The following is a 21,344-nucleotide window of genomic DNA, read 5'->3' on the forward strand; positions in this document are numbered from 1 at the left end:
CGGTAACGGCGGCACCCGGTGGATCGCCGCTTTTCCGGGTCGTGTCCGCGCGTCGCAGCACGGGTCGGACCGTCGTTTGTGTTATTCGCCTCAGAAGGGATGCCCGATGGCGTCGCCGGAGATCGAGGACGGTCGGGACGGTCCACTGGCCGGACACCCGCAGGAACTGCGCCCGCTGACCGGCGAGCTGATCGCCGCCGTGCTCGGCCACCGAGGTTACGCGGTGGCCGAGGAACCAGACGGCGCGCTGGTGGGCCGCTGGGAGCGGAACCTGATCTGGTTCCACCGCCGGGGTGCGGCCGGAGAGCTGCTCCAGGTACGCACCGTCGTCGCGCACCACTTCGGCATCGAGCGCGTGCCCGAGCTGCACGCCTTCTGCAACACGTGGAACCACGACCGGCTCTGGCCGAAGGCGTACGTGCACGTCGCCGACGACGGGTCGGCCCAGGTGTGCGGCGAGGTCACCACCGACCTGGAGCGCGGGGTGACGCCGCACCAACTCGACCGGCTCGTCGACTGTGGCGTGACCACCGGATGCCAGCTCGCCGCCGCCGTCGACGAACTGGCCGGCGGGACGCTCCGGTGACCACGGCACGCGACCGGGGGCTGGCCGCCGCGCTCGCCGACGCCCGGGACCGGCCCGACGGCGCGGAGCGCTGCGCCGAGCTGGAGCGGATCGCGTCCCGGGCGGACGCCACCGGCGACCCGCGTACCGCGCTGTCGGCGCGGTTCGCGCTGGTCGAGGCGTACCTGCACCGGGGCGAGCGGTGGCGTGCGGTGGAGCCGGTCCGGCGGATACGCGCCACGCTGGCCCGGCACCCCGGGCTGCTGGACGCCCGCCCGGACGAGCTGACCCGGCTGCGCCGCCACCAGCGGCAGGCGGTGGAGGCGTCGTTCGGCACGCCCCGGGTGGGCCTGGACCAGGCCCGGTCCCTGTTGGACGCGCTCGCCGCCGAGCTGGGCGAGGACGCCGCGCCGGTGGCGGAGTTGCGCTGCCGGCTCGCCGACCATCTCGGCGACGAGCCGGCCGCCCGGCGCGCGTACGAACGCTGGTCGGCCGCGGACGCTGCGGACCCGGTGGGCGGCTGTGCGGGGTGCGCCCCGGCGCGGCGGGCCGACCTGCTGGCCGGCTGGGGCGAGCCGGACGCGGCACTGGCGGCGCTGGCGCCGGCGCTGACCGGCTGGGCCGAGCCGCAGGCGCCACCGACCCGGCGGGGCGAACGGCAGGCGGCCGCGGCCGGTACGACGGCCTGCACCGACCAGCCCGAACGGGCGCTCGCCGTGGGGCTGCTGCCGTGGCTGCGTACCGGCGCGGTGACGCGGGCGGCCCGGGCGCACGTGCACGCGTACCGCCGGCACCGTGGCGAGCGGGCCGCGTTCCCGCTGCTCGCCGCGCACCTGCGGTTCTGCGCGCTGGGCGGCTACCTGCACCGCGGGCTGGAGATCCTGACCGAGCAGCTGCCCGAGCTGGACCGCCCGGCCGACGACCTGTCCGCGATGGAGTTCGCCGCCGCGGGCGCGCTGCTGTGCGGCCTGGCCGCCGAGGCCGGGTTGGGTGGGCGGCGCATCCACCGCCCCGGGCACGGCTCCCGGCCCGCGGCCGAGGTGGACGTGGCGACGCTCGGTACGCAGTTGCAGGCGCTGGCGACAGCGCTCGCCGGCAGCTTCGACGCTCGCAACGGCACCGGGCACCAGTCCGGCCGGATCGCCTCCTGGCTGGCCGAGCGCCCGCTCGCCGCGCCGGTGCCACTGGCTGCCGAGAGCGGGTTCGACGAGGAGCCGGACGCCGAACCGGCCGAGCCCGGGCCGCCCGGACCGGAGGAACCGGCGCCGCTGGACGCGGCGCTGCTCGCCGCCGCGCTCGACGCCCGGGGCGAACCGTACACGCTTGAGCCGGACGGCACGCTCGTCGGGCGGTGGGGTGAGGCCGCGATCCAGTTCCGCCTCCTCGGCCGGCACCGCGACGTGCTGCACGCCCGGGTGGTGGCGCAGCGGCGGCTGGCGGCCGGGCGGCGCGCCGAGGCGTACGCGTTCTGCAACGCCTGGAACCACGATCGGCTGCTGCCCGCCGCGTACGTGCACGAGCCGGGCGACGGGACGCTCGTGCTGGCCGCGGGCGTCTCCACCGACCTGTCCTGCGGGGTGGCCCCGGCGCAGCTCGCGGTGCTGGTGGCCGCCGCGGTCCGGACCGGCAGCGCGTACGCCGAAGCGGTCGCCGCGCTGCCCTGAGCCGCCGCCCCGGCCGGCCGGCGAACCGTCCGCCGGCGCGGCGCGGCCCCCGACCACCGGGCGAGGGTGGGCGGGGGCCGCGGTCCGGGGGCGGCGGTCAGCGGGCGGAGAACGCCAGCGTGTACTCGCCGGAGCCGGACAACCCGACGACGCGGTACCGGTAGGCACCGGCCTGGGTCTCGGCGGTCAGCCGGGCCGTGCCGTCGGCGGTGGCCGCGCGGGCCACGGTACGGAACGTGCCGCCGGTGAAGCGTTGCAGCTCCAGCACCATCCGGGCGCCGTCCGGCGCGGACAGGCACGCCTCCTGGGTGCCGTCGGGCACCCGGTAGAAGCGCCCGTCCGGCTGGATCTGGGTCCGCCCGGCGGCGATCCGGCCGGTCCGGCTCACCTGGCCGGAGCACCCGGTGTCGTCGGCCGGCGGGGTGGGCTCGGCGGTCACCGGCGGCGTGGTCTCGCCGCCGCCGGCCGGTGGCTGGGTGGGCGCGGGCTGGTCACCGGCGGTGACGAGCGTCAGGTTGTTGCGCTGGAGGATCTCGTTGACCGGCTGGAAGAACGTGGTGCCGCCCCGGGTGCAGTCGCCGGAGCCACCGGAGGTGACGCCCTGCGCCTGGTCGCCGGAGAGCCACGCGCCGCCGGAGTCACCCGGCTCGGCGCAGACGTTCGTGCGGGTCAGCCCGGTGACGGTCCCCTCGGCGTAGTTGACCGTCGCGTTCTTCGCCTGGATCAGGCCGCAGCGGGTGCCAGTGGTGGAACCGGACCGGCAGATCGACGCGCCGACCGGCGCCTCGGTGGAGCCGTTCACCGCCACCGTGCTGCCGTCGGCGAAGTCGGTGACCACACCCTGCGGCGTCCAGTCGGCGTTCACCCGCACGAACGCCCAGTCGTCACCGGGGAACGAGGAGGCGGCGAACGTGCCCTGGGCGACCCGGTTCGATCCGGTGGTGCGGTCCCCCGGCCGGCCGCAGTGCCCGGCGGTGACGAACCCGCCGACCACGGAGAAGCCGACCGAGCAGCGGCCCGCGTTGTTGATCAGGTAGGCGTCGCCGCCCCGCACGTCGAACAGCGGGCGTGGGGCCTCGTCGGCGGTACGTACCCGGACCATCCCGGCCTTCGACCCCGCGGCGGCGGCGAACCGGCGGCCGTCGGCCTCCGCGCCCGGCCGGGCGATCACGACCACCGCGTTGTCTGCCACGTCGACGTACCAGCCGGCCACGTCCGGGCTGGCCTCGGCGCCCGCCGCGTCCAGCCGGGTCTTCACCGCGTCCAGCTCGGCGACGCCCCGGGAGACCCGCTTCGGGACCGCGCCCGCGGCCCGTACCCGCGCCTCACCGGCCGGGTCGGCCACCGCCACGGTGAGCGTGGCGCCGTCCTCGCTGAGCCAGCTGCCGCCGTAACCGGCGCCGAGTTCCCCGCGCAGCCGGGTGACGGTGCCGGCCGCCCACCGCTCGGTCCGCAGCCGCTCGACCGCCTGGTCGCGGGTCAGCGCCAGGTCGCGGCCCATCGCATCAAGGACCTCCGGGGCGACGCCGCCGGCCGCCGGGGCGGCCCGCCGGGGTTCCTCACCGGCGAACGACGGTACGGTCACCGCCGCCGTCAATCCGGCCGCCGCCACCAGTACGCCGATGGCTGTCATCCGTCTGCGGTCCATCCGCCACGCTCCTCCCGACCGGCGCAGGGGCACGCCGGCCATCGGGAGGTACGGAGACGGACGCCGATCGGATGAGGACGGTCACCACGTTTCGACGCGCCGTGTCGGGGCGTACCCGGAAAGCGACGGCGCCGGCCCACCGCGGACGGTGGACCGGCGCGCGTGGCGGTCGGGTCAGACCTCGACGACGGTCGGGACGATCATGGGCCGGCGGCGGTACGCGTCGTTGACCCAGCGGCCCACCGTGCGGCGGACGATCTGCTGGAGCTGGTGCGGGTCGGTGATGCCGTCCGCGGCGGCCCGGTTCAGCGCCTCGGTGACCAGCGGGACCACCGGGTTGAACGCGGCCGGGTCCTCGGAGAAGCCCTTCGCCGAGACGGTCGGCCCGGCGACCACCTTGCCGGTGACCGAGTCGACCACGACCGTCGCGGCGATGAACCCGCCGTCGCCGAGGATCCGGCGCTCGGTGAGCAGCGACTCGCTGACGTCGCCGACGGCGAGGCCGTCGACGTAGACGTACCGGCTCTTGACCCGGCCGACCAGGCTGGCGCGGCCCTCGACCAGGTCGACCACGTCGCCGTCCTCGCAGAGCACGACCCGGTCCGGCGCGACGCCGGACTCGATGCCGAGGCGGGCGTGCGCCCGCAGGTGGCGCCACTCGCCGTGCACCGGCATCAGGTTGCTCGGGCGTACGACGTTGAGCAGGTAGAGCAGTTCGCCGGCCGGGGCGTGGCCGGACACGTGCACCTTCGCGACGTCCTTGTGCACCACCACGGCACCGGCCCGGGCCAGCCGGTTGATCACCCGGTAGACCGAGGTCTCGTTGCCGGGCACCAGCGAGGACGCCAGCACCACGGTGTCGCCGGGCGCGATGGTGATGTGCCGGTGGTCGCCGCTGGCCATCCGGCCCAGCGCGCTCATCGGCTCACCCTGCGAACCGGTGGACATCAGCACGATCCGCTCGGGCGGCAGGTTCGTGGCCTCCTCGATCCCGACCACCAGGCCGGCCGGGATGTTGAGCAGGCCCAGGTCGCGGGCGATGCCCATGTTGCGGACCATGGACCGGCCGATCAGCGCCACCTTGCGGCCGTGCTCGACCGCCGAGTCGAAGACCTGCTGCACCCGGTGCACGTGCGAGGCGAACGAGGCGACGATGATCCGCCCCTTGGCCTTCGCGAAGATCGAGTCGAGGACCGGGCCGATCTCCCGCTCCGGCGTGACGAACCCGGGGATCTCCGCGTTCGTCGAGTCGGACAGCAGCAGGTCGACGCCCTCGGCGCCGAGCCGGGCGAACCCGGCCAGGTCGGTGATCCGCCCGTCGAGCGGGAGCTGGTCCATCTTGAAGTCGCCGGTGTGCAGCACCAGGCCGGCGGGGGTACGGATGGCCACCGCCAGCGCGTCCGGGATCGAGTGGTTCACCGCGAAGAACTCGCACTCGAACGGGCCCAGCCGTTCCCGGCCGCCCTCCCGCACGGTCAGTGAGTACGGCTGGATCCGCCGCTCGGCCAGCTTCGCCTCGACGAGCGAGAGCGTGAACTGCGAGCCCACCAGCGGAATGTCCGGCTTGTGGGCGAGCAGGTACGGCACCGCGCCGATGTGGTCCTCGTGGCCGTGCGTGAGCACGATCGCCTGCACGTCGGCCAGCCGGTCCAGGATCGGGCCGAAGTCGGGCAGGATCAGGTCCACACCCGGCTGCTCGACGTCGGGGAACAGCACCCCGCAGTCGACGATGAGCAGCTTGCCGTCGTACTCGAAGACGGTCATGTTCCGGCCGATGGCACCGAGTCCGCCGAGCGGGATGATCCGCAGGCCGCCCTCGGGCAGCGGCGGGGGCAGTTCACCCTCGATGTGCGCCTCGGTCACGCGTCACCTCATTCTGCGACGCCGTCGCGCGGCGTCCGTCGTGTCGTTGGTTCATTCGGGCAGGGGCAGGCCCGCCGCGGCGCAGTCGGCGCGCAGCTGGGCCAGTTCGTCACCGGTGGCGTCGACGAGCGGCGGTCGCACCGGGCCGGCCGGGCGGCCCTGCGTCCCCAGGCCGGCCTTGACCAGGATCGTGCCCTGGGTGCGGAAGATGCCGGTGTAGAGCGGCAGCAACTGCCGGTGCAGGGCGAGCGCCCGGCCGTTGTCGCCCGCCTCGAACGCCTCGATCATCTGCTTGGTCAGCGCGCCGGTGAAGTGGGTGGAGGTGCCGACCACGCCGACCGCGCCCACCGACAGCATCGGCAGGGTGAGCGCGTCCTCGCCGCTGTAGTAGGCCAGGTCGGTGCGGCTGAGCACCTCCGACGTGGCGAACAGGTCGCCCTTGGCATCCTTCACCGCGACGATCCGGCCGTGCTCGGCCAGCTTCACGAGCGTCTCGGTGGCGATCGCCACGCCCGCGCGGTGCGGGATGTCGTAGAGCATGACCGGCAGGCCGGTGGCGTCCGCGACGGTGGTGAAGTGACGCAGCAGCCCGGCCTGCGGCGGCTTGTTGTAGTACGGCGTGACCACCAGCAGGCCGTGCGCACCGGCCTTCTCGGCCTGCGACGCCAGCTCGACGGTGTGCCGGGTGTCGTTGGTGCCCACCCCGGTGACGATCCGGGCCCGGTCGCCGACCGCCTCGACCACGGTGCGGATCAGCGACTCCTTCTCCGCCTCGGTGGTGGTCGGGGACTCGCCGGTGGTGCCGTTGAGCACCAGCGCGTCGTTGCCCTGCTCGTCGACGAGGTATTCGGCCAGCCGGGCGGCGCCGTCGAGATCCAGGCCGCCGTCCGGCGTGAACGGGGTCACCATGGCCGTCATCACTCGCCCGAACGGGCGCGACGCGCCCCGGCTCGGGGCGGCGGAGTGGTCGTGCGTCATGCTCACAACCTAGCGGACGGCCGCCGGTGGCCCGGCGGCGAAGGGCGACGAGTCACTCCGCGTGCGGCGACGCTGCCACCTCGGTGCCGTCGGGCAGGGTGGAGATCTCGAAGTCGGCGAAGACGTTCGGCGCGACACCCTTGAGCTGGCGCAGGCACTCGACGGCCAGCTCGCGGATCTCCACGTCGGCGTGCTCGGTGGCGCGCATCTTCACGAAGTGGCGCCAGGCCCGGTAGTTGCCGGTCACCACGATCCGCGTCTCGGTGGCGTTCGGCAGCACCGCCCGGGCCGCCTGGCGGGCCTGCTTGCGGCGCAGCGTCGGGTTGGGCTCGTCGGTGAACCGGGCCTCCAGCCCCTCCAGCAACTCGGTGTACGCCCGGACCGCCGCGTCGGTGGCCTCGACGAACTTCTTGTGCAGCTCCGGGTCGTCGGCGATCACCGACGGCTCGACCATCGCCGCGTCCCGCTCGGGCACGTAGCGCTGGGAGAGCTGCGAGTAGGAGAAGTGCCGGTGCCGGATCAGCTCGTGGGTGAACGAGCGGGAGACGCCGCTGAAGTAGAAACTCACCGAGCCGTGCTCCAGCACGCTCAGGTGGCCGACCTCCAGGATGTGTGCCAGGTAACCGGCGTTCGTTGCGGTGGCCGGGTTCGGCTTCTTCCAGCTCTGGTAGCAGGCCCGGCCGGCGAACTCGGCGAGCGCCTGCCCGCCGTCGGCGTCGGTGGACCAGGGCACCTCTTCCGGCGCCTGGAACTGGGTCCACGCGATCAACTTGACCTGGGGCTGCACCATGTCCGGCATTCCTGCGACTGTAGTGGCCCCGCCGTCGCCGCGGAAATCGGGCACGCGGCCGAGGCCGTCGGCTCCGTCGCGCCCTGGGTCCCGTCATGTGGGTCCGGCGGGAGGCTAGACGTAGAGCGAGGTGAAAGGTTCCCACGGTAGGTTGCGGACCACCGAGAAGACGCCCCAGGCGGCCAGGAACATGCCGATGACCTTGGGGCTGAACCGCGCCTCGGGCAGTTTCCAGCCGAACGCCCGGTTGCCGGCCCAGGCGACGAAGAGCCAGGCCAGGAACGGCAGAGCGAAGACGAACAGGAAGTGGTGCCGGGCGGCGGCGGGCAGGTCGCCGTGCAGCACGAACCAGAGCGCGCGGGTGCCGCCGCAACCCGGGCAGTCCAGCCCGGTGGTCAGCTTGAGCAGGCAGGTCGGCGCGGCGTCCGGGTCGCTGCGGGTCGGGTCGCTGATCAGCGCGTACGCGATGCCGAGACCGACGCAGCCGAGCGCGGCCAGCGGCACCGCCCAGCGCGGGGCGCGGGCGTGCAGGCGCAGCACCATCCGGGTGAAACGGTCGGGCTCGACCGGCTGGTAGGCCACCGGGTGACCCGGCCACGGTGCTCCGGGCGCCCCGGCGGAAGCAGGCGGGCCGGCGTGCGGGTGCGTCTCGGCGTGCGAAGGGTGCCCGGCGTACGCGTAGGCGTGCGCCTCGCCCTGCGATCCGGCCCCCGGCTGCGCGTGCCCGTGCGGGTGCGGCTCGGCGTGCGGGTCGGTCGCGGTGGCAGGCCGGTCAACGCTCGTCACGCGCTCACCGTACACCGGCCACGCCCACCAGCGCGGCGGCCAGCGGCCCCGCGAGGTCGCCGGCGGCGGGCGGGGCGACCGCGTCCAGGCCGAGCCAGCCGGCCAGCCGGTACAACTCGGCGGCGAGCGCCACAGCGGTCTCCCCCGGGTCGGCGTCCGGCTCGACCCACGCGGCGGGCACCAGCAGCGTCCCGGCCTTCCGGTCGGCCTTCAGGTCGACGCGGGCGGTGAAGCGCTCGCCCTGGCGGAAGGGCAGCACGTAGTAGCCGTACACCCGCTGGGGCGCCGGCACGTAGATCTCGATCCGGTAGGTGAAGCCGAACAGCCGTTCGGTGCGTGCCCGCTCCCAGACCAACGGGTCGAACGGGCTGACCAGGGTGTTGCCGCGGACCCGGCGGGGCAGCCGGGCGTCCGCGTGCAGATAGGCCGGATGCCGCCAGCCCTGCACCATGACCGGGATCAGCTCGCCCGCCTCGACCAGTTCGGCCACCGCCCGCCGCGCCCCGGCGACCGGCAGCCGGAAGTAGTCGCGCAGCTCCGTCTCGGCGGCGACGCCGAGGCAGCGGGCGGCGATCGACACGAGCGACCGGTGCGCCTCGGCGTCGCTCGGAGTGGGCGCGTCCAGCACGGCGGCCGGGAGCACCCGCTCGGGCAGGTCGTAGCGGCGGGCGAACGAGTTGGTCCGGTCGGCGGCGGTGACCTCGCCGGCCCAGAACAGGAACTCCAGTGCCCGCTTCACGGCCGACCAGTTCCAGCCCCAGTTGCCGGTCTCCCGCGGCGCGTCGTGCTCGATCTCGGCCGCGGTCAGCGGCCCCCGGGCGGCCACCTCGTCGCGGACCCAGGCGACCAGTCCGGGCTGCTCCTCCGCGACCCGGCGCATCCCGCCCCACGCCTCGTCGCGGGCCTTGGCCATCCGCCAGCGCAACGCGGGGTGCAGCCCCACCGGCACGAGCGACGCCTCGTGCGCCCAGTATTCGAACAGCTCACGCGGGCGGCGGTAGGCGGCGGTGTCCAGCAGGGCGGTCGGGTACGGCCCGAGCCGGCTGTAGAGCGGCAGGTAGTGCGCGCGCTGGAGCACGTTCACCGAGTCCATCTGGACGAGCCCGACCCGGTCGAGCACCCGCCGCAGGTGCCGCCGGGTGGGCACGCCGGCAGGCGCCGGGTCGGCGAAGCCCTGGGCGGCCAGGGCGATCCGGCGGGCCTGGGCGAGGGAGAGCGATTCCGGTACGGCCATCGTCGGCGACCCTAATCCAGGGGTACGACACCGGGAGCGGCGGCTGGACCGATCGCCCGTCGAGGCATAGAACGGACAGGTGCTCACCATCCGCCGGGAGGAACCGGACGACGCCGAGGCGATCGCCCGGGTCCACGTCCACGGCTGGCAGGCCGGTTACGCCGGGATCATGCCCGCGGAGGTGCTGAGCCGGCTGAACCCCCGCGCCTGGGCGCAGCGCCGCCGTGACCTCGGCACCGCCGACCCGGAACACCCGTTCACCACGCTCGTCGCCGAGGACGCCGGCACGGTCGTCGGGTTCACCACGTTCGGGCCGTACCGGAACAACCAGGACCGCGGCGACCTCGACCCGGCGCACGGCGAACTGCTGGCGATCTACCTGGAACCGGCGCACTGGGGCTCGGGCGCCGCCCGGACGCTGCTCGCGGCGGCCCGCGACGGCCTCGCCGAGCGGGGCTGGACCGCGTACCGGCTCTGGGTGCTCGCCGACAACATCCGGGCCCGCCGCTTCTACGAGCGGGCCGGGCACTCACCGGACGGCGAGGAGTCCACCTACCCGGTGCCGCTGTCCGGCGGGCTCCCCCCGGTCCTGCTCCGCGAGCTGCGGTACACCAGCGGCGGCTGACCCGGCCGGGACGTCGTCGCCACGCCGCTCGCCGCCGCCCGGCGTGAGCCAGCGGCGGATCGGCAGGCCGAGCAGCAGCGCCAGGCTGATCCACACGTACGTGTTGCTGCCGAGGAACCCGTCCACGCCGGTGAAGTCCTTCTCCCAGGACCAGACGATCCGGCTGCACAGCAGCGCGTACCCGATCGACGCGGCGCCCAGCAGCAGGCGGCGCCGGCGGCTGCGCGCGGGCGCCGCCATGCCGTTGTCGACGAGCAGGATCAACCCGGGCAGCAGCCAGACCAGGTGGTGCACCCAGGTGACCGGGCTGACCAGGCACATCACGGCGCCGGTCAGGGCCAGGCCGGTGGCCTCGTCCCCGGCGGCCACCGCCGCCCGCGAACGCCACGCCCACACCACGAGCGTCAGGAGTACGAGCACCAGCCAGGCGACCGTACTCGGGTGCTGCGGGTCGAGCCGGGCCACCACCCCGCGCAGCGACTGGTTGGAGACGAACGCCAGCTCACCGACCCGGTCGGTGTTCCACAGCGCCTCGGTCCAGAACTCCCGGGAGGCGTCGGGGAAGAGGCCGGCGGCCACCAGCGTGGCGACGGCGGCGGTGCCGGCAGTGGTCAGGGCGGCCCGCCACCGGCCGGTGACCAGCAGGTAGACGATGAAGATGCCGGGCGTCAGCTTGATCGCGGTAGCCAGGCCGATGCCCACACCCGCCCAGCGGCTGCGCGCCGGCAGCAGCCACAGCAGGTCCACCGCGACCAGGAACAGCAGCAGCATGTTGACCTGGCCGAAGTTGACCGTCTCACGCATCGGCTCGTACGCGGCGGCCAGGCAGAGTGCGACCGCGAGCGCGAACCAGCGGGTCCAGCCGGACCGGCGGGCCACCGGATCCAGCAGCCGCCAGATCACCGCGGCGCTCGCCAGCACCGTGGCGGTCACGCTCACCACGATCGCGGCGTTCCACGGCAGGTACGCCATCGGCAGCATCACCAGCGCGGCGAACGGCGGGTAGGTGAAGCCGTACTGCGTGCCGGGGCGCAGGAAGTCGTAGATCTCCCCGCCGTCACGCGCCCAGTACGTCAACGCGCCGTAGTAGACCTGGAGGTCGAAGAAGCCGTGCCGCACCGCCGCCACGGAGAGGAACACGGTGACCGCCGCGGCGAGCGCCACCACGGCGACGACCTGCACGACCGTCCGCCTGGCACCCTGCGCCACCGTCACCCTCCTCGCCCTGCGTAGGCTCTCGTGCCATGGCTGCAGGCTACGTCCGGCCCGCGCGTCCCTCCGACGCCGGCGAGATCGCACGCATCCAGCTCGCGACCTGGCGGGTCGCCTACCGCCGGATCCTGCCACGGCACGTGCTCGACAACCTCGACGAGGCGTACCTCGCGCGGCGGTGGAGCGCGGCGGTGCAGGAGCCGCCCTCGGGCGCGCACCGGGTGCTGGTCGCCGTCGAACAGGCGGCGCAATCCTATCTGGTGGGGTTCGTCGCCTCCGGTCCGGCCGACGCCGACGCGCTCGCCCCGGACGAGCCGGCCGAGGCCCTCGGTCCGGGCGTCGCCGCGGTCACGGACCTGCTGGTCGAGCCCCGGTGGGGGCGGCGCGGGCACGGCAGCCGGCTGCTCGCCGCGGCTGTCGACCACTGGCGCGCCGACGGTCTGACCCGGGCGGTGGCGTGGGCGTTCGACGCCGACGCGGCGACCCGCAAGTTCCTCGGCTCGACCGGCTGGGAGCCGGACGGCGCGGCCCGCGCGCTGGACGTGGACGACATGTTGGTCCCCCAGATCCGCCTGCACGTGGCGGTCCCGGAGACCGCAGGGGAAAAATCCTCAGCCGGCCGATGAGTCTCCGCCCGGCCGCCGGTCCACCCTTACGTGGGTGGGCCGGCGGTCCCGACACGGGGCGGGACCGCCGCCACCCCACCCCGCCCTCACCCGGCGGTTCAGCGAGCCGGCTCCATGATCAGCCGAAGGAGAGCGGTCAGGCTGCGGGGCGGAGTTCGGCCACCAGTTCGTCGTCCTCCGTCGCGCCGGTGGGGTGGAAGCCGAGCGAGGTGTAGAGGGCGGCGGCGGGCTTGTTGTCGGGGTCCACATGTCCGGAATCGATCATGGAAACAGCCTAGGTCCACGCCGCCGACCAGGCAAAACGGTTTCCACACAGGCCGGAGCAGGCCGCGCCACGGGTCAGTCGAGCAGGGCGTCCAGGCCGACCGTCAGACCGGGACGACGGCCGACCTCCCGGACCGCGAGCAGCACGCCGGGCATGAACGACACCCGGTCGTACGAGTCGTGCCGGATGGTGAGCGTCTCGCCGGTGGTGCCGAACAGCACCTCCTGGTGGGCGACCAGGCCGGTGGCGCGTACGGCGTGCACGCGTACCCCGTCGATGTCGGCGCCGCGGGCGCCGGGCACCTCGTCGCGGGTCGCGTCCGGCGCGGGCCCCAGGCCGGCCTCGGCGCGGGCGGCGGCGATCAGCCGGGCCGTGTGGGTGGCGGTGCCGCTCGGTGCGTCCAGCTTGCGCGGGTGGTGCTGCTCGACGATCTCGACCGACTCGAAGTAGCGGGCGGCGCGTGCCGCGAACTGCATCATCAGCACCGCGCCGATGCCGAAGTTGGGGGCGATCACCACGCCCACGCCGGGCCGGTCCGCGAGCCGGCCCCGCACCTCGGCGAGCCGCTGCTCGGTGAAGCCGGTGGTACCGACCACCGCGTGCACGCCGTTCTCGACGCACCAGCGCAGGTTGTCCATGACCGCGTCGGGGGTGGTGAAGTCGACGACCACACCGGCGCCCGCCCGCGCCACCGCGTCCAGGTCGTCGCCCTGGTCGACGGCCGCGACCAGCTCCAGGTCGGCGGCGGCCTCGACCGCCTTGCAGACCTCCATGCCCATCCGGCCCCGGGCACCCAGCACACCGACCCGGGCCGCCGTCCTCTGCTGCTCAGTCACGGGCCACAACCTATCCCAGCGCCCGGCGCGTGGTCCGGCGGGCCGCTCAGCTGGTGGCCGCGAAGCTGCCGGAGTCGAACGGGCCGACCACGGCCAGCGACATGGGCCGGCCGAGCAGGTCGGCGGCGAGGGTGTTCACGTCGTCGAGCGTCACCGCTTCCACCCGGGCCAGCAGGTCGTCCACCGGCATCAGGTTGCCGTAGAGCAGCTCCCCCTTGGCGAGTCGGCTCATCCGCGAGCCGGTGTCCTCCAGCCCGAGCACGAACGAACCCTTGCTCATCCCCTTGCCCCGGGCCAGCTCGGCCTCGGTGATCCCCTCGGCGGCCACCCGCGCCAGCTCCGCGCGGGTCAGGTCCAGCACCTCGTCCACCTTGCCCGGCGCGCAGCCGGCGTAGACGGCGAACACGCCGCTGTCGGCGTACTGGCTGGCGTACGAGTAGACCGAGTACGCCAGGCCGCGCTGCTCCCGGATCTCCTGGAACAGGCGGCTGGACATGCCGCCGCCGAGCACGTTGTTCAGCACGCCGAGGGCGAACCGCCGGTCGTCGGTGCGGTCGATCCCCGGGCAGCCGAGGATGACGTGCGCCTGCTCGGTCTCCTTCGGCTCGACGAGCGTGGTGGCCGGCTTGGTGCGTACCGCCGGAGTGGCGAGGCGGTGCGGCGCCGGCGACGCCGGATCGGTGTCCAGCGGGGTGCCGCGCAGCGCCTGCCGGACCAGCTTGACCACTGCTGTGTGGTCGAGGTTCCCGGCGGCGGCGATCACGATCTGCGGCGCGGTGTAGCGGCGGCGGTAGAAGCCCTGGATCTGCCGCCGGGTCATCGGCGTGACGGTCTCCTCGGTGCCGGAGATGAGCCGGCCCAGCGGGTGGTCGCCGTAGACGGCGCGGGCGAACAGGTCGTGCACCTCGTCGCCGGGCTCGTCGTCGTGCATGGCGATCTCTTCGAGGATGACGCCGCGTTCGGTCTCGACGTCGGCGGGGGCCAGCACCGAGTCGGCGACCAGGTCGCACATGACGTCGATGGCCAGCGGCAGGTCCTCGTCCAGCACCCGCGCGTAGTAGCAGGTGTATTCCTTCGTGGTGAAGGCGTTCGTCTCGCCGCCCACCGCCTCGATCTGCGCCGAGATCTCCAGCGCGCTGCGCTTGTTTGTGCCCTTGAACAGCAGGTGCTCCAGGAAGTGCGCGGCGCCGGCCTGCGTGCCGGTCTCGTCGCGCGAGCCGACCGACACCCAGATGCCGAACGACACGCTGCGCATCGCCGGGACCGCTTCGGTGAGCACGCGCAGCCCGCTGGGCAGCACGGTACGGCGGACGGTGCCGCCGAGCGGGTCGTCGCTGAGCGTCCGGGTGACCGCGCGGGCCGCCGAACCGGTCGACGCCACCCCCCGTCCCGTCGAGGCGACTGACGAACTCACGAGAACCTGCTCTCCGGGTGACGAGGAACGGCGGGACGTACGACGGCTCCAGTTCGCGCAGGCGACCTGGAGCCGTGGGCCGGCCCGGGTGACGCGGACGTCACCCGGGCCGGTCGGTGGATCAGCTGTGCCGGGTCCGGCGGCGCGGACGGGACTCGCCGCCGCCCTCGCCACCCTCGGAGCGACGCTCGCCACCCTCGGAACGGCGCTCCCGGTCACCCCGGTCACGCGGGCCACGGTCGCCGCCGCGGTCCCGGCCGGACGGACGGTCGCCACCCTCGGCGGCGGCCGGCGCCTCGGCGCCCTCCGGGCGGACCTTGTCCAGGTAGATCTTGCCGCGGGCGTCGATGTCGGCGATCTCGACCTCGACCTTGTCGCCGACGTTGAGGAAGTCCTCGACCTTCTCGACCCGCTTGCCGTCGCCCACCTTGGAGATGTGCAGCAGGCCGTCGCGGCCCGGCAGCAGCGAGATGAAGGCGCCGAACGCGGCGGTCTTCACCACGGTGCCGAGGAACCGCTCGCCGGCCTTCGGCAGCGTCGGGTTGGCGATCCCGTTGATCCGGTCGACGGCCGCCTGGGCGGACGGGCCGTTCGTCGCGCCGACGTAGATCGTGCCGTCGTCCTCGATGGAGATCTCGGCGCCGGTCTCGTCCTGGATCGCGTTGATGGTCTGGCCCTTCGGGCCGATCACCATGCCGATCTTGTCGACCGGGATCTTGACGGTGGTCACGCGCGGGGCGTAGTCCGACATCTCGGCCGGCGCCTCGATGGCCCGCTGCATCACGTCGAGGATGGTCTGCCGGGCCTCGTGCGCCTGCTGGAGCGCGGCGGCCAGCACGTCCGACGGGATGCCGTCCAGCTTGGTGTCGAGCTGGAGCGCGGTGACGAAGTCACGGGTGCCAGCGACCTTGAAGTCCATGTCGCCGAACGCGTCCTCGGCGCCGAGGATGTCGGTCAGCGTCACGTACCGGGTCTTGCCGTCGACCTCGTCGGAGATGAGGCCCATGGCGATGCCGGCGACCGGCGCCTTCAGCGGCACACCGGCCGAGAGCAGGCCCAGCGTCGAGGCGCAGACCGAACCCATCGAGGTGGAGCCGTTGGAGCCGAGCGCCTCGGAGACCTGCCGGATGGCGTACGGGAACTCCTCGCGCGAGGGCAGCACCGGGATCAGCGCCCGCTCGGCGAGCGCGCCGTGGCCGATCTCGCGCCGCTTCGGCGAGCCGACCCGACCGGTCTCACCGGTCGAGTACGGCGGGAAGTTGTAGTTGTGCATGTAGCGCTTGCGGTTCTCCGGGGACAGCGTGTCCACCATCTGCTCCATGCGCAGCATGTTCAGCGTGGTGACGCCCAGGATCTGGGTCTCGCCGCGCTCGAACAGCGCCGAGCCGTGCACCCGCGGCAGCACGCCGACCTCGGCGGTCAGCGAGCGGATGTCGCGCGGGCCGCGGCCGTCGATGCGGACCTGCTCGCGCAGCACCCGGTTGCGGACCTCGGACTTGGTCAGCGAGCGGAACGCGGCGGACAGCTCCTTCTCGCGGCCCTCGAACCGGCCGGTCAGCTCTTCGGCGACCTTGGCCTTGATCCGGTCCAGGGCCTCCTCGCGGTCGGCCTTGCCGGCGATCTTCAGCGCCTCGGCGACGTCGGCGCGGGCCACGTCGGCCACCGCGTCGTACGCGTCGTCCTGGTAATCCAGGAAGATCGGGAACTCGGCGACCGGCTTGGCGGCCACCTCGGCCAGCTCGCTCTGCGCCCGGCACAGCTCGCGGATGGCCGGCTTGGCGGCCTCCAGGCCGCTGGCCACGATCTCCTCGGTCGGCGCGGTGGCGCCGCCCGAGATCAGGGTCACGGCGTTCGGGGTGGCCTCGGCCTCGACCATCATGATCGCGACCTCGCCGTCCGGCAGGGTGCGGCCGGCCACGACCATGTCGAAGGTGGCCCGCTCCAGCTCCTCCAGGGTCGGGAAGGCGACCCACTGGCCGTCGACGTGCGCGACCCGGGTCGCACCGATCGGGCCGGAGAACGGCAGGCCGGAGAGCTTGGTCGACATCGACGCGGCGTTGATCGCCACCACGTCGTACGGGTGCTGCGGGTCGAGCGCCAGCACGGTCTCGACGACCTGGACCTCGTTGCGCAGGCCCTTGACGAACGACGGGCGCAGCGGCCGGTCGATCAGCCGGCAGGTGAGGATGGCGTCCTCGCTGGGCCGGCCCTCGCGGCGGAAGAACGAACCGGGGATGCGGCCCGCGGCGTACATCCGCTCCTCGACGTCGACGGTCAGCGGGAAGAAGTCGAACGACTCCCGCGGCTGCTTGCCGGCGGTGGTGGCGGAGAGGACGACCGTCTCGCCGAGCTGGGCGACGACGGAGCCGGCGGCCTGGCGGGCCAGACGGCCGGTGGAGAAGGTGATCTCGCGGGTGCCGAAGGCCCCGTTGTCGATCACTGCGGTGCGGGATTCGGTGCCGAGGTTGGTCTCGGTCATGTGCTGTGGTGCTCCTTCGCGTCGTCGGCCGACGACACGGGAACTGCTCAGGCGGCCGGTCTTCGATCGAAGCGCCCGGGGTGGCCGGCGTCGTGCCGGGATTCCCGGGGGCCACTACCGGAGACCGGTGCTGACCGGCTCCCTCTCGGGTGTCGCGCGGCCGGGTTCTTCGGTGGTACCGGAACGGGGGAGCGGCCCAGCGGCCACTCCCCCGTCAGGTCATCGGCGCAGGCCGAGCCGCTCGATGAGCGACCGGTAGCGGTTGATGTCCTTCTTCTGGACGTAGTTGAGCAGCCGGCGGCGCCGGCCGACCAGCAGCAGCAGCCCACGGCGGCTGTGGTGGTCGTGCTTGTGCACCTTCAGGTGCTCGGTGAGCTCCGCGATCCGCTTGGTCAGGACCGCGACCTGCACCTCGGGCGAGCCGGTGTCGCCCTCGGCGGTCGCGTACTCCTGGCGGATCTTGGCCTTGGCTTCCTGGTCGAGCGCCATGTTCTCCCTGTTTCGTGGGTCATTCGATGAGGTCCGGAGCGGTCGTGGTGACCGGTGCAACGGACCGGTTCCTCGCACCCGCGGCGTCGTGCAGGCACGCGAGGCCCCCGTCGGTCAGCCGACGTCTCCGCCAGCTTACCAGCCCCCGGGCCGGACGGCCGGTCAAGGTCGCCCTCCGCGGGTCAGAGCACCGCCCGGCGGGTGCGCTCCACGTCCTCGGCGATCTGGGCCACCAGCGGCTCGATCGCGTCGTACGTCCGCTGCTCACGCAGGTGCGCCACGAAGTCCAGGGCCAGCCGCTCGCCGTACAGGTCGCCGGTGAAGTCCAGCGCGTACGCCTCCACCCGCCGCTCCCGGCCGGAGAACGTCGGGTTGGTGCCGATCGACACCGCCGCCGCCAGCGGTTCGCCGTCGCGGCGCACCAGGCGGGCCGCGTACACCCCGTCGGCGGGCACCGCCGCGTACCTGTGGGTCAGCAGGTTGGCGGTGGGGTAGCCCAGCTCACGTCCGCGCTGGTCGCCGCGGACCACCACGCCCTCGACCCGGTGCGGGCGGCCGAGCGCCGCCGCCGCCGCGCCCACGTCGCCCGCGTCGACGCAGGACCTGATGTACGTGGACGAGAAGACGGTCCCCGCCTCGGCGACCAGCGGCGCGCCCTCGACCGCGAACCCGAAGGTACGGCCCAGCCGCTCCAGCAACGGCACGTCACCCGCGGCCCGGTGCCCGAAGCGGAAGTTGTCGCCGACCACCACGAGCGCGGCGTGCAGGTGCGCGACCAGGACGTCGTGCACGAACGCCTCGGGTGGCAGCCGGGAGAACTCGACTGTGAACGGCACCACGCAGAGCACGTCCACGCCGAGCGCCTCGATCAGCTCGGCCTTGCGGGCCGGCTCGGTCAGCACCGCCGGGTGCGACCCGGGGCGTACCACCTCGGCCGGGTGCGGGTCGAACGTCACCACCACCGACTTGACGCCCAGCTCCCGGGCGCGCGCCACAGCGTGACCGATGGTCGCCTGGTGCCCCCGGTGCACGCCGTCGAAGACGCCGATGGTGACCACCGAGCGTCCCCAGCCTCCGGGCGCCGCCTCGTACCCCCGCCACCGCTGCATGCCGTTCCTCCCCCTGTCCGCCCGCGCGCCGTTCAGGCCGGGGCCAGCACGATCTCCGCGCGGGCCCGGCCGTCCCGCTCGCTGACGATAGCGATCAGCCCGCCCGCCGGGTCGAAGACGGCGTACGGCCCGGTGATCCCGGCCGGCGCCAGCGGCCCGCCGTGGGACAGCACCCGGGTCTCGTCGGCGGTGGCGTCCCGGCGCGGGAAGAACCGCCCGGCGGCGGCGTCCAGCGGCAGGTTGACCACGTCCGGCGCACGTTCTTCGAGCTGGTCGAGCGTGGCCGCCTCGGCGAGGGTGAACCCGCCCACGGCGGTACGCCGCAGCGCGGTGAGGTGACCACCGACGCCGAGGGCCGCGCCCGCGTCGCGGGCCAGCGCCCGGATGTACGTCCCGGACGAGCAGGTCACGTCCACGTCCACGTCCACCACGTCCGGGACGTCCCGGCGGATCGCGCGCACATCCAACCGCGACACGGTGACCCGGCGGGAAGGCAGGTCGACCGCCTCGCCGTCGCGGACCCGCTTGTACGCCCGCCGCCCGTCGATCTTGATGGCGCTGACCGCGCTCGGCACCTGGTCGATCTCGCCGGTGAGGGCGGCCAGCGCGGCGCGTACCCCGTCGTCGGTGACCGCGCCGGCCGGGGTGGTCGCGACCACCTCACCCTCGGCGTCGTCGGTGACCGTGGACTGACCGAGCCGGATCGTCGCGGCGTAGCTCTTGCCGGCGCCGATCACGTAGGTGAGCAGCCGGGTCGCCCGGCCCACCCCGATCACCAGGACGCCGGTGGCCATCGGGTCGAGCGTGCCGCCGTGGCCGACGCGGCGGGTACGCGCCAGCCGCCGGATGCGGGCCACGACGTCGTGCGACGTCATGCCGCCGGGCTTGTCGACCACGATCAGACCGTCTGTGCTCACGACCGCCAAGCCTGCCAGACGGCGGTGATCGGCCCTGCGGGGGATACCGCCCAGCTTCGGCCGGGTGCCAAGATCATGCGCCAGCGCCTCGTCTGCCCGGGAAGTCCGATGACCGATCACCGTTCCGTCCCCGATCCCTACGCCACCGATCGCCCGTCGGAGGACGAACTGGGGCGGGTGCCCGAGTGGCTGCGCCAGCCCGCGCCCGAGGTGCCACCCGGCCGCGCGGACCGCCTGCGGATCACGCTCGGCAGGTGGCCGACACGCTGGCCGTGCCACACCCGGCCGACGTGACCACCGCCTCCGCCGGGCTGTGGATCGAGCGGGCCGACTCGTACGCCTCCAACATCGACTGACGCACTGGACAAGGGGCTGCTCGCGCTGGGCCGGCCCTCGTTCGCCGGTCCGGCCGACCCGGACCCGGACGCGGTCTTCGACCCGGACAAGCCGGTCGACCTGCCGGACACCTGCTGACCAGCCCGTCTCACCACACCGCCCCGCGATAGGAGCCTTTCGATGAGCGACGCCCCGCCCCCGTCACCGCACCGTGCCCGAGTCGACCTGCCGGACTGGATGCGCAATCCGGAGCCGCCCCGCCGTACCCTCGGCCGCCGCCTGTCCGACCTGGTCGACGGCGTACCGGCGCTGGCGGTGGCGCGCCGCCGGATCTGGGCCTGGCAGGGCCGGACCCGGTTCGGCGAGCGGCACCCGACGGTGGCCGCGATCGGGTCGTTCGTGTTCGTCGCGGTGACGGCGACGCTGCTCGTGGTCGGCATGCTCTACCTCGCCTGGGCGATCCGGCAGGGGCGGATCTGACCGGCGCAGCCACGGGGCAGCGCGCCAGCCCTCCGGGTGCGATGATCATGCACGGCCCGCCCCCTGCACTCCCTGGGACGCCTCATGAGCACCGAGAACGGAACCACTCCCCCCGGCCCGGACCCCTACGTCGTCGCCACCCGGGGTGAGCAGGTCCAGCTACCGAGCTGGATGACAGGCGCGGACGCGCAGGTGCCGCTGACCCGGGCCGAGCGGTTCCGCCTGGTCTGGTCCCGGCAGCGTGGCAAGCGTTACGTCACGCTCGTGGTGGTGCTCGCCCTGGTGCTGATCGGCGGCACGGCCGTGCTCGGCCGGGTCACGGTCGACCGGGTTCGGGGCGGCAGCGCCGCCGCGGCCTCGGCCGAGGCCAGCCCGTCGCCGGTCCCGCTCAGCCGGGTGGGCGAGCCGCGCGACCTCTTCGCCGGCACCCTCGGCGCGGACTTCGCGGTCGGCGAGGCCGGGATCGTGCTACCGCAGGCCGCGGCGCGACCGCCGTTCACCACCCGCGAGGTGGCCGCGGCGCTGACCCAGGTCCGGGCCGCGCTGATCCAGGCCCGGCTCGACCTGTCCATGATCCTCGGCGACACGGAGCCGTTCCTGGCGCTGCTGGCGCCTGCCTCGCGCGCGCAGATGCGTACCGACTTCGAGGACTCGTCGTTCCTGCACTACGCCACCCGGATCGGCTCGCAGGACAGCGCCGACGAGATCCGGGTCCGGGGTGAGATGCGCTACCGGGCCGTCACCGGCGACGACGGCCTGCCGATCCTGCGAATCACCACCGAGTACGTCTGGATGTACGCGTTCGACGTGCCGCGGACGACGCCGGGCCGGGCCGGAATCGCCACCATCCGCGACCGGGTCGTCTGGGAGGTCCCCCACCCCGACAGACTGCCGGCGGCGAAGCGTGGCCTCTGGCTCGTCTCCGCTCAGGCGAGCACGAGCAACGTCGACTGCGCGCGGCTGGGCGAGGGCTTCTTCGTGGTCGAGCCGTGGACGGGCGGTCCCGGTTCGTTCCAGCCCTGCTGATC

At 73.9% G+C, this 21,344-nt stretch carries 20 protein-coding genes; 6 read left to right on the forward strand and 14 right to left on the reverse strand.

All coding sequences use genetic code 11. The features are described 5' to 3' along the window. Window positions 1-106 precede the first annotated feature (106 nt). Together GA0070215_RS09495 and GA0070215_RS09500 are read left to right on the forward strand one after the other, a co-directional pair. Window positions 107-586, forward strand: coding sequence for a type III secretion system chaperone family protein (locus tag GA0070215_RS09495; protein ID WP_091044106.1), 480 nt, complete (start codon window positions 107-109; stop codon window positions 584-586). Then, window positions 535-2,229, forward strand: a complete 1,695-nt coding sequence (locus tag GA0070215_RS09500; RefSeq protein WP_377467076.1) for a YbjN domain-containing protein — start codon at window positions 535-537, stop codon at window positions 2,227-2,229. The genes GA0070215_RS09495 and GA0070215_RS09500 overlap by 52 nt, the downstream gene beginning before the upstream one ends. 97 nt (window positions 2,230-2,326) lie before the next feature. Here GA0070215_RS09500 and GA0070215_RS09505 read toward each other — a convergent pair whose 3' ends face one another. The 6 genes from GA0070215_RS09505 to GA0070215_RS09530 all read right to left on the reverse strand — a co-directional run bounded on the left by GA0070215_RS09505 (window position 2,327) and on the right by GA0070215_RS09530 (window position 9,528). Next, on the reverse strand, window positions 2,327-3,877 hold the full coding sequence (locus tag GA0070215_RS09505) for a S1 family peptidase (protein WP_091044114.1): 1,551 nt from the start codon (window positions 3,875-3,877) through the stop codon (window positions 2,327-2,329). Window positions 3,878-4,051: 174 nt separating this feature from the next. Beyond that, window positions 4,052-5,740 carry a ribonuclease J gene (locus GA0070215_RS09510; RefSeq protein ID WP_018785918.1) on the reverse strand — a complete coding sequence of 563 codons (1,689 nt, stop codon included), beginning with the start codon at window positions 5,738-5,740 and terminating at the stop codon, window positions 4,052-4,054. Between the two features lie 51 nt (window positions 5,741-5,791). After that, window positions 5,792-6,718 (reverse strand): 4-hydroxy-tetrahydrodipicolinate synthase, encoded by a 927-nt coding sequence (gene dapA, locus GA0070215_RS09515; RefSeq protein ID WP_091044117.1) that lies wholly within the window; start codon window positions 6,716-6,718, stop codon window positions 5,792-5,794. A gap of 52 nt (window positions 6,719-6,770) precedes the next feature. Continuing rightward, the gene (thyX, locus tag GA0070215_RS09520) at window positions 6,771-7,508 is read right to left on the reverse strand and encodes an FAD-dependent thymidylate synthase (protein ID WP_026268015.1); all 738 of its coding nucleotides are present in this window, start codon (window positions 7,506-7,508) and stop codon (window positions 6,771-6,773) included. A 114-nt stretch (window positions 7,509-7,622) separates the two neighbouring features. After that, entirely contained in the window at window positions 7,623-8,309 is a 687-nt protein-coding gene (locus GA0070215_RS09525; protein ID WP_091044120.1) for a DUF2752 domain-containing protein, read from the reverse strand. Continuing rightward, complete coding sequence (locus GA0070215_RS09530) at window positions 8,299-9,528, reverse strand: winged helix-turn-helix domain-containing protein (protein ID WP_091044124.1); 1,230 nt, start codon at window positions 9,526-9,528, stop codon at window positions 8,299-8,301. The genes GA0070215_RS09525 and GA0070215_RS09530 overlap by 11 nt, the downstream gene beginning before the upstream one ends. Window positions 9,529-9,607: 79 nt before the next feature. Here GA0070215_RS09530 and GA0070215_RS09535 point away from each other — a divergent pair, with 79 nt between their 5' ends. Next, window positions 9,608-10,153, forward strand: a complete 546-nt coding sequence (locus GA0070215_RS09535) for a GNAT family N-acetyltransferase (RefSeq protein WP_091044127.1) — start codon at window positions 9,608-9,610, stop codon at window positions 10,151-10,153. Here GA0070215_RS09535 and GA0070215_RS09540 read toward each other — a convergent pair. Then, window positions 10,058-11,362, reverse strand: coding sequence for a glycosyltransferase family 87 protein (locus GA0070215_RS09540; RefSeq protein ID WP_091044327.1), 1,305 nt, complete (start codon window positions 11,360-11,362; stop codon window positions 10,058-10,060). The genes GA0070215_RS09535 and GA0070215_RS09540 overlap by 96 nt on opposite strands. Window positions 11,363-11,397: 35 nt before the next feature. Between GA0070215_RS09540 and GA0070215_RS09545 the strand changes: the two genes are divergently transcribed. Continuing rightward, complete coding sequence (locus GA0070215_RS09545) at window positions 11,398-11,991, forward strand: GNAT family N-acetyltransferase (RefSeq protein WP_091044130.1); 594 nt, start codon at window positions 11,398-11,400, stop codon at window positions 11,989-11,991. Window positions 11,992-12,127: 136 nt separating this feature from the next. Here GA0070215_RS09545 and GA0070215_RS29535 read toward each other — a convergent pair whose 3' ends face one another. The 7 genes from GA0070215_RS29535 to truB all read right to left on the reverse strand — a co-directional run bounded on the left by GA0070215_RS29535 (window position 12,128) and on the right by truB (window position 19,500). Continuing rightward, window positions 12,128-12,256, reverse strand: coding sequence for an N-acetyltransferase (locus tag GA0070215_RS29535; protein WP_255327268.1), 129 nt, complete (start codon window positions 12,254-12,256; stop codon window positions 12,128-12,130). Between the two features lie 74 nt (window positions 12,257-12,330). After that, complete coding sequence (gene dapB, locus GA0070215_RS09555; RefSeq protein ID WP_018785909.1) at window positions 12,331-13,092, reverse strand: 4-hydroxy-tetrahydrodipicolinate reductase; 762 nt, start codon at window positions 13,090-13,092, stop codon at window positions 12,331-12,333. 46 nt (window positions 13,093-13,138) lie between these two features. Then, on the reverse strand, window positions 13,139-14,506 hold the full coding sequence (locus GA0070215_RS09560; protein WP_036345631.1) for a M16 family metallopeptidase: 1,368 nt from the start codon (window positions 14,504-14,506) through the stop codon (window positions 13,139-13,141). A 121-nt stretch (window positions 14,507-14,627) separates the two neighbouring features. Continuing rightward, window positions 14,628-16,985 carry a polyribonucleotide nucleotidyltransferase gene (locus GA0070215_RS09565; protein WP_091044133.1) on the reverse strand — a complete coding sequence of 786 codons (2,358 nt, stop codon included), beginning with the start codon at window positions 16,983-16,985 and terminating at the stop codon, window positions 14,628-14,630. A gap of 219 nt (window positions 16,986-17,204) precedes the next feature. Beyond that, window positions 17,205-17,474: a 30S ribosomal protein S15 gene (rpsO, locus tag GA0070215_RS09570; RefSeq protein ID WP_013284678.1), complete on the reverse strand. Its 270-nt coding sequence runs from the start codon at window positions 17,472-17,474 to the stop codon at window positions 17,205-17,207. A gap of 182 nt (window positions 17,475-17,656) precedes the next feature. Beyond that, window positions 17,657-18,583 (reverse strand): bifunctional riboflavin kinase/FAD synthetase, encoded by a 927-nt coding sequence (locus GA0070215_RS09575; protein ID WP_018785906.1) that lies wholly within the window; start codon window positions 18,581-18,583, stop codon window positions 17,657-17,659. A gap of 32 nt (window positions 18,584-18,615) precedes the next feature. Further along, window positions 18,616-19,500, reverse strand: coding sequence for a tRNA pseudouridine(55) synthase TruB (gene truB, locus GA0070215_RS09580; RefSeq protein ID WP_091044136.1), 885 nt, complete (start codon window positions 19,498-19,500; stop codon window positions 18,616-18,618). A gap of 516 nt (window positions 19,501-20,016) precedes the next feature. On the opposite strand from truB, the gene GA0070215_RS09595 reads away from it, so the two are divergent. Together GA0070215_RS09595 and GA0070215_RS09600 are read left to right on the forward strand one after the other, a co-directional pair. Next, a complete protein-coding gene (locus tag GA0070215_RS09595) occupies window positions 20,017-20,316 on the forward strand; it encodes a hypothetical protein (protein WP_091044144.1) in 300 nt (99 codons plus the stop codon). Between the two features lie 84 nt (window positions 20,317-20,400). Then, complete coding sequence (locus GA0070215_RS09600) at window positions 20,401-21,342, forward strand: hypothetical protein (protein ID WP_091044148.1); 942 nt, start codon at window positions 20,401-20,403, stop codon at window positions 21,340-21,342. Window positions 21,343-21,344 lie beyond the last annotated feature (2 nt).

The organism is Micromonospora marina, from assembly GCF_900091565.1.
Lineage (GTDB): Bacteria > Actinomycetota > Actinomycetes > Mycobacteriales > Micromonosporaceae > Micromonospora > Micromonospora marina.